Here is a 15,096-nt window from a genome sequence, read left to right on the forward strand (position 1 = left end):
TCCACGATAATCTTCATTAGTATATACACTTGCTTCGTCTGCTTTTGAGGTCTGTCTTGCACTACAACAAATTGAAACAACTTTGTTGTCTTCAACAATAATAAAACAAGGTTGCTTATAAGCAAAGTCCTCAAAGGTATATGGGAAATAGGGTTTTAAAAGTTCTTTGTTTTCAGTTGTTACTTTAATTGCTTTTGTAGAAGTCTTGTCCTTAAGATCAGGAAACGCATATGTTGGTCCAAAAGATAAATCATTTAATGTCTGATCTAAGGTTATAATCTTTATTACTTCTGCTATATTAGTGGGATTTTTCCTTATAACATGTTCTATTCTCTCTATAATTTCTGCATTTAACGAATTTAAATACCTTACTACACTACCATCTCTGGTAGCACCAATAAATATTAGTGGTGCAACATCAAATGGTGGTTCATTTATCACCGTTATTCTATTATCAGTATTGTGGTTAAATAACACATCCACATGATACCTCATCAACTCTAAATCAGATAACATATACATACCCCCGCTAAAATTTCGTTACTCTAAATATTCAAGGTCCACCTATCATTTTCCTACAGTAGATATATATTTTTTAATTCAAAAATATGATCCTATTACTGGAAAGGCACAATTCTTTTTCAAGAATCGCACCCGTTAGTTGAAGAATTATATTATATTATATTATATTCTTTCCCATATTTTCTCTACGTTTCTTAGCACTTTACCATTAAAAGTTAATTTATATATATCTGGCATATCGAGATTTTGCCAAAAAGAAAAATCATACTGGCTATCAAAGAAATTCATGATTAAAACCATTATATTTCCATGTGTTCCTATAACAACATTTTCACCTTTGTATTTCTCTAATATATTCAAAGTGGTTTCTACACCTCTTTTTTGAGCGACGATGTTAGACTCTCCACCTTCCCATGAAAAACTGTAGTCCTCCCATACTTTTGTTATTGCAAGATTAAAATCGTTGGCTGGGACTGTGGTTAAGGTACGTTCTTTAAAACCATCTAAAATTTCAACTTCTGTATTTATGTATTCTGCTATGCCTTTGACAGTTTGAACAGCTCGTTTATACGGACTTGAAACAACAATACCAATTTCCTCTGTTTTTAATAATTTTGTAACAATTGTTGCACCATCAAAACCTCTTTCCGATAAAGGTCTATTTAATTCATTTGGTGTATATATAGAATGTGCGTGCCTAACAAAATATAAATTAGTCAATTTATCAGCTCCTGTTGTTGTATTAACCTGCCCCATGAGCTTAAGTACCTTGTTTCACAATCCCACATAAAATTTTAACATAAATATCCAGATACCTTTTAAGAAGTTATTCAACAATATGGCCCTATAACGGAAAAACGCGATCTTCTTATTGAAGAATCGCTTGTGGAATAATTAGGAGTATTAAATCTATGCGTTCACAAAGTTAAGTACAAGAAAATTCCAAACATCGCTTAGGGAACTTTATTATTCCATTTTATGTCTATATTGAAAATTGAAAGTTTAATGGGGGCATCATTATGTGGGTCATATTAGGTCTTATCGCAATAATAGCAACTTTTATTAACCTTTATATGTATGCAACAGGCAAAGATTACAAACTTGCGATGGCAATGGGGTTATCATTTACAGCATTAACAGTTTGTGCTGATTACAGTTATCTGAATACATGGATAAAAGTGGAGGATTGGGCAGCTTTATCTGATGTAGTACCAGGTATGTCTAGGGCATTTTGGTTTTTAACAATTGTTTCTATTTTATTAAATATAGCACCTGTACTTTTCGATTTAAAAAACAAAAAATAAATTACCAATAAATCACCTTGAATTAATACAATGATTTTGAGAGATACAGATAGCAGCAACTTATCGCTTTATTTGGCACATTTAAGTTAGGCTATACAAGCTCATTAAAAAAACGTTCGCAAATGAAAGTTTGTTAACATTTCAAACAGCGACAAGCACTGTTAAATCAGTGTTTGTCGCTGTTTTTATTAGAAAATAACGCTCTGAGATATCATTTTAAAAAGAACTTCTCAATTCACTCGATTTGAATGGAGTAACATATAAATAGAATCAGATTGAAAAGATACAAAACTTTTCCAACGAATATTACCTAATAACCAATAGTTTCATGGTAAAATTTTGAAGAGGTGTTTTATGAAAAAAATATTATTAGGTTTAATTTCTTTATTTTGTTTAGCTTCACTAGTTGGGTGTATCAAACAGGTTAAGGAGGTGGACGGTGAATTTTTATTAGGGCAATTCGGTACTGATTGGAAAAAAGAAACTTTTTATTTGGTAGCACCAATTCAATGGACAGGTGAATCCCCGATAACACTAAAATCGATTGAATTCGTTAAAGATTATCCCGACTCGCTTACTACATACGAAGAAGATGGTATAAAGTATGAGATTTTCGGAGCAGAACCATCTATGAAAACTGGTTTATATGATGAATCGTATGGAAGAGAATTAAAAAACATAAACGGTTTAGAAATTAATGGTGAAGGAAAAATTGTTATAAAATTTTTGCTTGGTGATGTAAAAGTAGATAATGCACGCAGATTAAAAATTAAATTTGATAGTAACGGAGAAGAAGTTGAAAAAATTGTTGTATGGAAAACACTTGAACTATTAACAACGGAGACTCGTTAAAAATTATTTATTTTGTTCTCAGCAATCTTTAAATTGTAAAGATTATATATATAAACTAAATCTTAATAAAGTTCCTAAATCAAAGTATGGTGTCAAAAGAAAATCGGTAAACGTTGTTGTAGCAGTGTTTACCGATTTTTTATTGAAACATTGTTTAAACGGGATTTTATGCAAGTCAATGAAGCTTACTAAAGCAGCTTTTATACTTGCTGGGCATAATCTTTAAATTGCATAAAAACTGTATAGCAATTCTTACTTTGATTTGGGAACGTTATTTTGTATGATGTTGTATGCTTTATAGATCTTTATTGCAATAAAGTACGGGATAATTTAAGCAAATTTTAATTTAAATATCCTTTTTTAAAAAACGCTTTAAATTAAAAAAGCCAATTGTTCCACAAGATAGCAATGCAGACATAAACCAATTATCTCCCCAACTTACAACAACACTATATAAACAGGCTATTGCAACAGTTAAGGCCGCATAATTTTTGCGCCATTTCTCAAGTTTAGATTTTTTTTATTACTCAATCTTTATCCCACCTTTGCTCATAAAGTCACCAATAGTGGCATTTAAGAACATTATTAAGATTTAATATAATATATTGATTTAAGGGCACACACCATTTAACTTTTTTTTCGCGAATCCCCTTCACAATTTGTGAAACCCTAGCTGCTGTAAGGTTTAACTCATTGGCTATTTGTTTTTGTTTTAAGCCCTCTGTAAGTAAATTATCTACCTTTAATCCCAGACTGGTTAGCTTGATAATCCGAGTCTGGCACCTACTTCTGCATACTCTATATCTTTTCTTTCTGCATTCCAATTATCCCCTGTTTGTCCGTCCCATATCGCTCCTGTTTCAACGAAACCGACAGACGCAAACAACTTCCGAGCGACTTCGTTTACCATCCAATATGATGTAGCAACTGCATCGGCTTTTCCTTGTGGAAACGACTTTATGTAATCAATAACTTTTATCATTGCTTGTTTGCCAAATCCTTTGCCTTGATGCTTTTTATCAATCATAAAGCGATTAAGTCCATAAGTAGATTTATCTCCATATTTTTCACATAAAAATGCACTTTCCGCCAGTTCGAAAAATCCAATATCGACATATCCTATGACTTCATCATTGTTGCATATAGCGAAAATCATAGGAGGTTTTTCGTCGTTGAGTATCTTTACATAGGCTTTAGCCAAACAATATATACTGGAATCGACATTTCCTTTCTGCTCGTCTGTTATGCTTAACTTCAACACTGCCTCAAAATTATCGTGGGTAATTTTTCTTAATTCAATCATTTTTCTTCCCTACTTCCGAAAATATAAATTCGCTGCATCTGTTGCACTAACCTGCCCCGTTAGTTCAAGTACATTGCTTCACAAAATTAACATAAATAACCAAATGTTTCTTATTGAGAGTTATTCCACAATCTGGCCCTTAATGGAATAACTTTATTATCCCTTATCAGGTTTAATCCACAAGGAAAACCGAAATCCTTCTTTATAGACAGAGAGAGGAAATTCCGGTTCATCTTTTTTATACACGTTTAAACTTTTTTCAAAACGGTACGACTTTTTTATAAAACAAATTAACTTTAATCAAATCCACACAGTTTTTATATCGTTAATTCGGATAGTTCTTGTCTGATTGTACGAATATGGTCTTCCATCAATCCTTTTGCTCGGTCGCTTTCTCCCCGGCTAATCGCTATAAATATCGCGCGGTGTTCTTCTAAAGTCCGGGCATAATTTTTTTTTGAAGATAATCGATGCTTTCTTGTTACTTCGATTGTACTTCGCATATGCGATGCAAAGGATGAAATTAATTGAGCAAGCACACTGTTATTCGCTGCTGCCGCAATTGCCATATGGAAATCCAAATCAGCTTGTATTCCGATTTCTTCATCATCGGTATTTTTCATCGCTTCCAATGTGCGCGCAATTTTTTCGATATCTTGTCCTGTTGCACGTAATGCAGCAAGTGCAGCACATTGAGATTCCAGGATTAGACGTAATTCGAGCATCTCATACAAAGTCGTTTGGTCTGTTTTTAGCGCGACGCTTGTCAATTGCTGTTGAATAATCTGTTGCTCATTGGTTTTTATGAAAGTTCCATCACCATGGCGAATTTCGACAAAATCACTTAGTTCCAGTAGTCGGAGTGCTTCGCGTATCGATGTCCGACTTACACCGTATTTTACTGCAAGCTCGCGTTCCGGCGGCAGTTTCTCCCCCGCTTTTAATATTCCGGTAGAGATTTCAGTCTGGATCTTTTGAATTATAATCTCATACACTTTTTGTTTGTTTGCCGAAGTCACGTTCTTCACACCTTTACTATTTTACTAAAAATAAACTTAAGGCTGGAACAAACGAAATAATGAATACACATACAACCATCACAATAATAAATGGAACGATGGCCCGCATGATTCCTTCAAATTTCGTTCCGGCAATTTTATTTGCCACAAATAAATTTAACCCGACTGGCGGCGTAATGTAACCAATTGCCAAATTCACAATCATAATAATACCGAAGTGAACTAAGTCCAGTCCAAGTGCCGCAGCAACCGGTGCTAAAATAGGCGTCAATATTAAGATCGCCGCCGCTGTTTCCATAAAGGTACCGACAATTAGCAAAATGACGTTGATGATGAGCAATGCAAAAATCCAGTTATCTGTAATACCAAGTAATGATTCAGTAATTTGCATAGGTATACGCTCGCGTGTCAAATAGTAGGCAAAAATAGAGGCGCCGGCAATAATGAAAAGAATCGTTGCACTCATAATCGTTGCCGATGAAAATATATGATATAAATCTTTCAATGTAATTTCACGGTATATAAATACTCCGACAATCAATCCGTAAACAACCGCAACAAGGGCTGCTTCCGTTGCCGTAAAAATACCGCTGTAAATGCCGCCTAATATAATTACTGGCATCAAAAGTGCCAAAATTGAATCTTTAAATGCAATGAAAAATTCTTTGAAATTATGTTTTTCACCACCACCATATCCTTGTATAATCGAAATAACATAAACTAGAATCATTAGCGCAGCCGTAACTAAGATACCCGGAATGATACCGGCCAAAAACAGGTCACTAATCGAAACACCTGCAGTTACACCAAATAATACGAGCGGTACACTTGGAGGGATAATAACACCAATCGTTCCCCCGGCAGCCTGTATCGCTGTGGAAAAATTTTTATCGTACCCTTTTTTGACCATTGCAGGTATCATAATCGCCCCGACAGCTGCCGTTGTTGCAGCAGCACTTCCGGATAATGCCGCAAAAAAGGCACAGGCAACAATGGAAACGAGCGCCAATCCTCCGCGAACCCGACCGAGCATTACTTCTGCCAAGTGGATTAGACGACGTGAAATTCCGCCTGATTCCATTAACTTACCTGCTAACAGGAAAAATGGTACCGCCAGTAATGGAAAAGAATCAATGGAATTAAACATACGCTGAAAAATCGCTACAATAGGCATTTCACTTTGTGTGACAAAAAACAGTGTTGCGGCCATTGCAAGTGCAATCGCAATCGGAACATTAATAAAAATCAACAAGAGTAAAACAATGAAAAGAATCATATCTGCCATTACGATAATTCTCCTTTCAATTGTTTGACGGTTACATAAAACAGATTCACAACGAGAATTATGCCGCTGATCGGAATAACAGAATAGACAATCCCCATTGGAACCTGCATTACAGCTGATGGCTGATCCATTACCCTCATCGACAGTTCATACCCTTTTACGACCATGAGCACGAAAAACACTAAACATACTGCTGCCGCTATCACAATTAAAACCTGTTTCAACAAACCTTCTGTGCGATCAACGAAAAGTTCCATCCCGATATGTGCTCGTTTCGCCAATGCATACGCAGCACCTAAAAAGGTCATCCAGATCATCGAGTACCTGGACAATTCCTCGGTCCATGCAATGGAATAGTTGAAAAAGCGCAAAGTAATTTGACAAAATACAGATACTACAAGTACGACCATTAAGGCAATCAATGCAATATGTACAACTTTATTAATCCCTTCTACTAATTTCACCATATTTTTTCTCCCATCCTACTGCTCACTTAAAATACGCTGCAATAATTGCTGATTTTCCGAACTATCATAAACTTTCATAATCTTGTCTCGGAATGCCCCTGTATCAACTTCTTCAACAACTTCCATTCCGTTTTCCTTAAGTCGCTGAAGTGCCTTTTCCTCCATATCGACAACGAGTTGACGTTCATAGGCACCGATTTTTTCGCCTTCTTCCATGACGATATCACGCAGATCCTCCGGCAGGCGATTATAGGCATGTTCACTCATCATGAATACCGCTGACGAATAGGCATGACTTGTTAACGTCATATACTTCTGATTGGCATCGTACAGTTTATAGCTGTCAATTACTAGAATAGGATTTTCCTGTCCATCCACTACTCCGGATTGGAGTGCTGTCAATGCTTCTGTCCAAGCCATCGGAGAAGGGGTTACACCTAGTTCATTAAATGCGGAGATGAAAACTTTATTTTCCTGTACGCGTAATGATAATCCTTCCAGATCTTCAGGTGTCGCAACAGGTTTTATGCTATTCGTGACATGACGGAAACCATTTTCTCCCCAAGACAGGCCTATGATTCCGATTTCACGCAGTTGAGCAAATAGATCTTCGCCAATATCTCCCTCTAAAATATTGACGGCCGCATCACGGTCATTAAATAAAAACGGTAAATCGAGTACCGCAAAATCTTTGACAAAGTTCATGATAGGTCCTGATGTTGAAACGACAAGGTCAACTGAACCGAGCATGGCCCCTTCGATTAATTCACGCTCAGCACCGAGCTGACTTAATGGAAAAGTCTCGATAATTACCCGCCCGTCTGTACGTTCTTCCACTCGTTCTTTTAACTCTTGCATCGCCAATTCAAATGGATGATCAGCAGCAAGTGAATGTCCCGCATATAAAACATACTGCTCTTTTTCATCGGAAGTGGAGCATGCAGTTAACAGCATGCTCCCAAGGATCAATCCTGCGATGTATAGTATTTTTTTCATCTTTTAATCCCCTAATCAATAAAAATTTTGCCAGGATTCATAATGTTGTTCGGATCGAGTACCCGTTTGATTTCTTTCATCCAAATGTAGGCAGCTCCGTGTTCCTGTTGCTGATACTTGGCCTTGCCGACCCCTACACCATGTTCTCCGGTGCAAGTTCCTCCAAGCGACAGTGCGTATTCAACAACATGTTCATTTAATTCTTTTGCTCTTGCAATCTCTTTCTGGCTTTCCATATCAACCATCAGCAAAATATGGTAATTGCCGTCTCCAACATGGCCGACAATCCCCGCGTCGATTTGCAAACTTTCAATTTTTTCACGGGAATTTTGAATGGCATCAGGCAAGGAATTGATCGGAACAACGACATCTGTGGACATCAGTTTTTTTCCCGGTGCGGAATGAATATATGTATAGGCCAAGTTGTGGCGAAGCTCCCATAATTGATTACGCGCACGTTCATCCTGTTCAAATGCCAGCTCGATACAGCCATTGTCATTCAATAATTCAGTCGCAAAAATGACATCTGACTTCAATCCTGCTTCATTTCCATGAAACTCCAAAAATAATGTCGGTGTTTCGGGGAAATTTGTACCGGAAGCAAAGTTTACTTGTTCGATACTGCGTTTGTCGACAAGTTCAATTCGTGCCATTGGAATTCCCGCTTGTTTTAATGAAACAACAGCATCCACTGCCTGCTGGATCGTTTCAAATGTAGCGCGGCCCGCAATAATTTTTTCCGGTATCCCGTAAACACGTAATGTTAATTCCGTGATGACCCCAAGTGTCCCCTCTGAACCTACCATTAAACCATTCAAGTGATAGCCTGATGATGATTTTGCGGCCAATCCGCCGGTATGGATCACATCACCATTTGCCAACACCACCTCTAAATCACGGACTTGGTCTCGCATAATGCCGTATCGGACAGAAGTTGTGCCGCTCGCATTTGTCGCTGCCATTCCTCCTAATGTCGCATCTGCACCTGGATCGACAGAAAAGAATAAGCCGTATTTTTTTAATTCTTTATTGAGCTGGCTGCGGGTTACCCCTGGTTGGACCTTTACTAGAAAATCATCGGGACGTACTTCTAATACAGCATTCATCATCGATAAATCAAGAGAGATTCCTCCCTTATAAGGAATTACATGACCTTCTAAACTCGTACCAAGACCAAATGGTACTACCGGAATTCGCTGATCATTTGCCAGTGCTACAATTTTGCTGACTTCCTCTGCTGTCTTCGGAAATACTACAACATCCGGTAAATGCGGTTCATGATAAGATTCATCCTTCCCGTGTTGGGTACGTAATACTTCATTCGTTGTGACCTGCTCATGTGATAAAAGTTGCTGCAATTGTTCAATGTAATTCAAACCAATTCCTCCTCACTTTTGTTGTCGGACCTTTGGAGCTTTGGTCCAACCAACTCTTAATAATTAGAATATATTTATTTTTCTAAAAATACAAACTATTTATTTTTTATACTGTATTTTCCATAAAAAAAGAGCTGACGTTTAAATGTCAGCTCCTGTTTTCCCTTCTTATTTCATACCTTTAATTTGTACGTGAATCGTTTCGGGCTCAATACCGAAATGCAATGAAAATTCTTCAGCAATTTCCTTTTGAAGTTCATAGATATAGCTAGGCACATCATAGGAAACAGGCGATTTTAAATAAACACCGATTGTCATTTGGGGTACGCCATCTGTATGAATCTGCGCTATTTCGAATTTTGCCAGTCTTTCCTGCTTTACAAGTACATGATCCAATACATCTGTAAATACAGTACGGGAAATATAGACACTGTTTTGATGAAAATCAGGTTGTACGATCGTCGTTTCTCCGAGCTTTACTTGTGAAGAGGAGAAGATTTCCTTTCCCCGCTGAATCAGGCGTTTAAAAAAGTTCTGTTCTACTTGGCGGTATGGAACAGGCATCACATGTTTGCCCTGAATTTCCCGCACATATTTGGCAATGCGAATTTCCTTTTCTGTACGGATATTATGAACATAATGGAATTCATCGATTTCACCAAGTTGTAACCGGCTTGCAATTCTTTTTGTCATTTTGTCGGAAGTACCGATCAGTAAAATGGACTTCACTTCATGGGACATAATTGCCTGTACGATTTCAGCTTTATGTATATCATCATCCAAAATGGCCCGGCGTACTGCTTTTAATGTATTTTTCTCAAATTTTGCCGACGTTCCCGCGACTTTTTCACCGTTAATAATAAGTATGCCGTCATCAATAATGGCCTCGATTTCATTGTCATATGCAAATTGCAAAGCGCTCGTACTTTTACCTGTCCCGCTTGGCCCGCTTAAAGAATAGATTTTCATGCTGCACCTCTTAATCAATTATTATGCTGTTAATAATATTTCCTGTACCTATATTGCTATTCCACTACGGTTTCGTGCTTTATGTAGTGAATTAATTCTCTTTTCTGATTTCCTCCCCATTATACGTGATGTGTATGATAAAATGGTGCTTACAATTGAAAGTTTTAAGGAGTGTTAAAATTGAATATCCAACCGTCTAAAAAAATGTCATTATTTGTGCCGGCTATATTTGGTGACTTAAAAAAACATGCTAAATTACAAGAGCAAAAAGGAACGGAACTCATTGATTTAAGCCTTGGGAGTCCTGATATCGCTCCTGCAGAGAATTTACGACAAAAAATGTCCGAGCTTACTGCGCTCTCGTCTTCTTACGGCTATACTTTAACGGGTATTCAAACATTTAATGAAGCGGTATGTCGTTATTATAAACGAGTAAACAATGTAGATTTGGATCCGGAAACAGAAGTTGTCCAAACAATTGGTTCTCAGGAAGGTTTAGTCCATCTTCCAGTCGCATTCTGTGATCCCGGTGATATTGTACTTACTACAAATCCTGCCTATGTTGCTTATGATGCGGGGATTCACTTGGCAGGCGCAACACCTTATTATATGCCATTAACAAAGGAAAATCAGTATTTGCCTGATTTAAAAGCCATTCCAGAAGATATTCGTCAAAAAGCAAAATTACTAATTTTAAACTTGCCGGGTAACCCAGTACCGGCCATGCCATCAATCGCGTATTTTGAAGAAGTGGTGGCCTTTGCGAAAAAGTATAATATTATTGTTTTGCACGATGCGGCTTACTCTGAATTTTACTTTAAGGGGGATGCCCCAATCAGCTTCCTTGCCACACCTGGTGCGAAAGAAGTCGGATTGGAAATTAACTCTTTATCGAAAAGCTTCAGTCTTGCTGGGACTCGTATTGCCTACATAGTTGGAAATGCCGAATTAGTGGCGATTATGAAGCAACTGAAATCGAACTTGGACTTTGGTATTTTCGAACCGATTCAGCAAGTAGCGGCTTTAGCATTGGACAATGCCGAACAAGTTACAAGTGTACTGAGAGAAACTTTCTCTGTACGCCATAAAACACTTATGGAAGGCTTAACATCGATCGGCTGGGAAGTTGCACCAAGTGATGGCGGGATGTTTGTATGGGCAAAATATCCTTATGATATTACATGTATCGACTTTGCCTATAAAGCGATCGAACAAACTGGTGTCGTTATGGTACCGGGTACAGTGTTTGGCACAGCCGGTGAAGGTTATATGCGACTCGCATTAGTACAGCCTGTCGAACAACTCCAGGAAGCGGTTAAACGACTGTCTACAATAAAATTATAAACAAAAAGGCGTTGCTGTATGTAATAATCAGCAACGCCTTTTTAATTATTCCATAGCGCTATACGTAATAACACCTTTTTCTTCGATTTCTACACCGTCTAAAAATACAACGGTCGTTTGGAAAATCAGCTGCTCATCTTTACCGCATACCCAGCGTTCGTCTGGAATAATCTCAAATGGGATTATTTCCCCATCTTTTGATCGAATCCCCCCAACTAACTGAAACGAGTGCTTTCCGACAATTGAAAATTCACCATCCATCTCTTCACAAAGGACTAATAATGAAATGTAATCAATTTTATCCTCTTCATCTTCTGTAAGAGATGTAACATAAACGGAACCGTTTAATATGTCACCTTCTACAAGCTCTGTCTTTTCGATGACAGTTTCAACCTTCACGCCATTTTCTTCAAGTGATGTTAGCCATTTGCTTAACATGTATACTCCTCCATTTAAATATGTAATTGATAAAAGATTTTAAAAAGGGAGCGTGTTAAAAGTTTTCGCTTTTAACACACCCCATCTTTACAATTTCCTGTTTTCTTATTTCAATTCTTCATACAGGTTCGTCTCGTCAGATTGGAAACGATTGTAACGTTGTTTAAAGAGTCGATACGTATGTGAAATGAGAACTTTGATTAAAGCATAACCAGGAATACCTAGCACGACACCTGGAACTCCAAATAAAGAACCAGCTGTTAATAATACAAAAATAATCGTAATAGGATGGATACTTAATGATTTACCCATAATTTGAGGGGAAATAAACTTCCCTTCGATTAATTGTACAATTGTCCATACAATAGCTAACTTTACTAACAGCCATGGTGAATTTACAATCGCAATAATTGCTGCAGGAGTTGCGGCAATAGCTGGTCCCAAATAGGGAACAACACTTGTGATCATTGCGAGGAAGCCAAGTAGTAAAGCATATGGCATTCCAATAATTAAAAAGCCGATTGTCATCATGACACCAATACAAAACGATACTAAAATCTGGCCTTGTATGTAAGAGCTAATCTGCTTGTCCATATCATGCAATACATCTCCAATTCGCTTACGCATAAGCGGCGGAAATAGGAGTAAGATGAAGCGCGGCATTTTATCCCCTTCATATAATAAATAAAATGTAATAAACGGCACGATTACGAGCGATAAAATGATACCTGTAACTGTTGACAGGAATCCTGTAATACCAGTCGCAACTCCAGTCGCTAAACTACCTAAAGTTACCTTTACTGTTGTAATAAAACTATCAGTAAAGTCCGTTAAAATCTGATTGTAGTCAAAGTTAATCTTTTCAAAATACTCGCTGAAGTGAGAGTTGTTTAAAAATGCTAATAAATCATTTGCAAGTGCCATTAAAACAACAGGAAATTCCTGTACTAAGTTTGTAAACTGATCACGTAAAAACGGGAAAACCAGTAAGACAAGCAATGTGATCAAAGCAATAACTACAATATACAAAATTAGAATCGCTAAGGCACGCGGCACTTTCCATCTTACTAAAAGCTTCAATGGCGGGCGTAATAAGTAAAACAAGATAACCCCTAATACACCAGGCAATATGATGACTTCAAATAATACATGTAACGGCTCGAATATAAAGGAAATTTTATCGTAAACGAATACCGTACAGCCAACCAATAAGATGATCACTAATAAGAATAATAAATTTTTACCACCTAAAAATCGAATAAATTTAGAAGAGAAAAATCTAGACGTTTCCTGGGGTAAAGAATTCACTTTATTCATTTCATTTTTTCTCTCCAAAAGACCACCTCAATATTTCAACTATATTTAATTTATAATTTATTTTATCATGAAAAACGGATGCACACGTAATGCTTACTCGTTTAAATTTAAAAAATCATGTAAAATTTGCGAATTTTTCGCCACATCAATTTCCAGTACTTCCCCAGCATGTCGGTAGTTGTTAATTTTATAGGTACCTTCTGCTGGAATCGTCATTTTTTCAACATTGATTTCACCGCTCGAAACTGCTTTTAATGCTGTTTTCAGCTGGTCTTTACTTGTTAAATCAGTCGTAATATAACCTTGGGTAGCACCGATAAATTTTGGCAGATTCGCAACATTTTTTGGTGATAAGAATTCATTTTTCAATGCTTCGATTACTTTTTGCTGACGTGCTACACGGCCAAAATCACCTTCAGCATCCCCACGGAAACGGGCATAGCCAAGCAGTTCTTTACCGTTTAAGTTTTGAAGGCCCTTTTCAATCTCTACATAGATTAATCCACCCATCTTTTTTTCAACATCGATTTCGATACCGTTTGGAGCCAAAATATCAATCAATGTTTCAAAGCTTTTAAAATCAATCATTGCATAATGGTGGATCGGTATATCGAACATATTATTTAACGTTTCCTGAAGTAACGGTACCCCACCTAAATAATAGGCCGTATTCAGTTTATACGATTGATAACCGGGAATTTCCGCATAAATATCACGCATAAACGATACGAGCTTCATATCGTTCGTTTTATGGTTCCATGAAAGAACCATCATCGTATCGGAACGCGATTTTTCTTCACCTCGGGTATCTACACCTAAGATTAAATAATTTTCTATAGTCGGATGATTGTCATCTGGTTCAAAGCCTTCTACTTCAATTTTATTACCGCTTGCCAATTCCTTCCCCTTATTAAATTGGATATAGCTATATCCAATTGCACTAATAAGCAAAAGAAATACCACTACGAAGAGTAACCGGCCTTTGCGCATTTTTTTCTTTCGATAGCGGGTTTGACGCGTCTGTTCTTCCATTCCTACAACTTCCTTTCTATTTCTGTGAAGTTTAGACGATTTACATTAAATTTAGTTGCAAATTACTTATAGTATACCATTTTATGCACATTTTCTTCCTAATTAATGAAATGTCAGCATATCTTTTTTTCAATTTTTTGCTATAGAATATTATATGCGCTTACAGGAAGTTTAATAAATTGAATGTCATTCTTATCCATGGTAGAATACAGCATATTTAACTGCTTTATAGAAATTTAAAGTTTAAGGTTGAATATGTTTTTACTGGTTTATGAGGAGTGATACAGAATGGAAAAGGCTACATTTGCAGGTGGTTGTTTTTGGTGTATGGTCAAACCTTTTGATCAATGGGAAGGCATCGAAAAAGTAACAAGCGGTTATATGGGTGGTCATGTGGAAAATCCTACATATGAAGATGTAAAGCGTGGAGACTCTGGACATGTTGAAGTTGTCGAGATTGAATTTAATCCAGAGCTTTTCAGCTATGAAAAATTATTGGATATATATTGGATGCAAATTGATCCAACAGATGCTGGCGGTCAGTTCCAAGATCGCGGTGAGTCGTACAAAACAGTTATTTTTACGCATAGCGATGATCAATATAAGGCTGCACAGAAGTCAAAGAAAGACTTGGCGGAAAGTGGACGTTTCAAAAAACCGATTGTCACTGAAATTCAACAGGCACAAACTTTTTGGCCAGCGGAAGATTACCATCAAGACTATTACAAAAAAGAAGAAGCACATTATCAAGAAGACCGGGCTAAATCAGGACGCGATGAGTTTATTGATACTCACTGGAAGGAAAGTTAAAATTTCAGCATAAAAAGGAACGTACCACTCGAAATTTCGAACGGTACGTTCTTTTTAAGTTA

Annotated in this window: 16 protein-coding genes; 4 read left to right on the forward strand and 12 right to left on the reverse strand. The window is 37.0% G+C overall.

Annotated elements, in window-relative coordinates; translation table 11 throughout:
* Positions 1-516: GNAT family N-acetyltransferase (locus tag CBM15_RS06970; RefSeq protein ID WP_087616610.1), on the reverse strand; the 516-nt coding region annotated here is incomplete at its 3' end.
* Between the two features lie 168 nt (positions 517-684).
* Positions 685-1,278 carry a histidine phosphatase family protein gene (locus CBM15_RS06975; RefSeq protein WP_239534664.1) on the reverse strand — a complete coding sequence of 198 codons (594 nt, stop codon included), beginning with the start codon at positions 1,276-1,278 and terminating at the stop codon, positions 685-687.
* Positions 1,279-1,541: 263 nt separating this feature from the next.
* On the opposite strand from CBM15_RS06975, the gene CBM15_RS06980 reads away from it, so the two are divergent.
* Positions 1,542-1,826, forward strand: a complete 285-nt coding sequence (locus CBM15_RS06980) for a hypothetical protein (protein ID WP_087616614.1) — start codon at positions 1,542-1,544, stop codon at positions 1,824-1,826.
* Between the two features lie 354 nt (positions 1,827-2,180).
* Positions 2,181-2,678: a hypothetical protein gene (locus CBM15_RS06985; RefSeq protein ID WP_087616616.1), complete on the forward strand. Its 498-nt coding sequence runs from the start codon at positions 2,181-2,183 to the stop codon at positions 2,676-2,678.
* 757 nt (positions 2,679-3,435) lie between these two features.
* Here the strand turns inward: CBM15_RS06985 and CBM15_RS06990 are convergent.
* The 7 genes from CBM15_RS06990 to CBM15_RS07020 form a co-directional block, all read right to left on the reverse strand.
* The gene (locus CBM15_RS06990) at positions 3,436-3,981 is read right to left on the reverse strand and encodes a GNAT family N-acetyltransferase (RefSeq protein ID WP_087616618.1); all 546 of its coding nucleotides are present in this window, start codon (positions 3,979-3,981) and stop codon (positions 3,436-3,438) included.
* Positions 3,982-4,298: 317 nt separating this feature from the next.
* Entirely contained in the window at positions 4,299-5,000 is a 702-nt protein-coding gene (locus CBM15_RS06995; RefSeq protein WP_087616620.1) for a FadR/GntR family transcriptional regulator, read from the reverse strand.
* 16 nt (positions 5,001-5,016) lie between these two features.
* Positions 5,017-6,285: a TRAP transporter large permease gene (locus tag CBM15_RS07000; protein ID WP_087616622.1), complete on the reverse strand. Its 1,269-nt coding sequence runs from the start codon at positions 6,283-6,285 to the stop codon at positions 5,017-5,019.
* Positions 6,285-6,752 carry a TRAP transporter small permease gene (locus CBM15_RS07005; RefSeq protein ID WP_087616624.1) on the reverse strand — a complete coding sequence of 156 codons (468 nt, stop codon included), beginning with the start codon at positions 6,750-6,752 and terminating at the stop codon, positions 6,285-6,287. The genes CBM15_RS07000 and CBM15_RS07005 overlap by 1 nt, the downstream gene beginning before the upstream one ends.
* 15 nt (positions 6,753-6,767) lie before the next feature.
* Positions 6,768-7,748: a TRAP transporter substrate-binding protein gene (locus CBM15_RS07010; protein WP_087616627.1), complete on the reverse strand. Its 981-nt coding sequence runs from the start codon at positions 7,746-7,748 to the stop codon at positions 6,768-6,770.
* 11 nt (positions 7,749-7,759) lie between these two features.
* Positions 7,760-9,124, reverse strand: a complete 1,365-nt coding sequence (locus CBM15_RS07015; RefSeq protein WP_087616629.1) for an FAD-binding oxidoreductase — start codon at positions 9,122-9,124, stop codon at positions 7,760-7,762.
* A 168-nt stretch (positions 9,125-9,292) separates the two neighbouring features.
* On the reverse strand, positions 9,293-10,093 hold the full coding sequence (locus CBM15_RS07020; protein WP_087616631.1) for an ATP-binding protein: 801 nt from the start codon (positions 10,091-10,093) through the stop codon (positions 9,293-9,295).
* 204 nt (positions 10,094-10,297) lie between these two features.
* Between CBM15_RS07020 and CBM15_RS07025 the strand changes: the two genes are divergently transcribed.
* Positions 10,298-11,437, forward strand: a complete 1,140-nt coding sequence (locus CBM15_RS07025) for an aminotransferase class I/II-fold pyridoxal phosphate-dependent enzyme (protein WP_193433770.1) — start codon at positions 10,298-10,300, stop codon at positions 11,435-11,437.
* A gap of 45 nt (positions 11,438-11,482) precedes the next feature.
* On the opposite strand, the gene CBM15_RS07030 is transcribed toward CBM15_RS07025, so the two are convergent.
* The 3 genes from CBM15_RS07030 to CBM15_RS07040 all read right to left on the reverse strand — a co-directional run bounded on the left by CBM15_RS07030 (position 11,483) and on the right by CBM15_RS07040 (position 14,224).
* Positions 11,483-11,875, reverse strand: a complete 393-nt coding sequence (locus CBM15_RS07030; protein WP_087616634.1) for a cysteine synthase — start codon at positions 11,873-11,875, stop codon at positions 11,483-11,485.
* Between the two features lie 105 nt (positions 11,876-11,980).
* Positions 11,981-13,192 carry an AI-2E family transporter gene (locus CBM15_RS07035; protein ID WP_193433767.1) on the reverse strand — a complete coding sequence of 404 codons (1,212 nt, stop codon included), beginning with the start codon at positions 13,190-13,192 and terminating at the stop codon, positions 11,981-11,983.
* 93 nt (positions 13,193-13,285) lie between these two features.
* Positions 13,286-14,224 (reverse strand): LCP family protein, encoded by a 939-nt coding sequence (locus tag CBM15_RS07040; protein ID WP_087616638.1) that lies wholly within the window; start codon positions 14,222-14,224, stop codon positions 13,286-13,288.
* A gap of 288 nt (positions 14,225-14,512) precedes the next feature.
* Here CBM15_RS07040 and msrA point away from each other — a divergent pair, with 288 nt between their 5' ends.
* Positions 14,513-15,034: a peptide-methionine (S)-S-oxide reductase MsrA gene (gene msrA / locus CBM15_RS07045; RefSeq protein ID WP_087616640.1), complete on the forward strand. Its 522-nt coding sequence runs from the start codon at positions 14,513-14,515 to the stop codon at positions 15,032-15,034.
* The last annotated feature ends 62 nt before the right edge of the window (positions 15,035-15,096 follow it).

The sequence above is a fragment of the Solibacillus kalamii genome, assembly GCF_002174535.1.
Lineage (GTDB): Bacteria > Bacillota > Bacilli > Bacillales_A > Planococcaceae > Solibacillus > Solibacillus silvestris.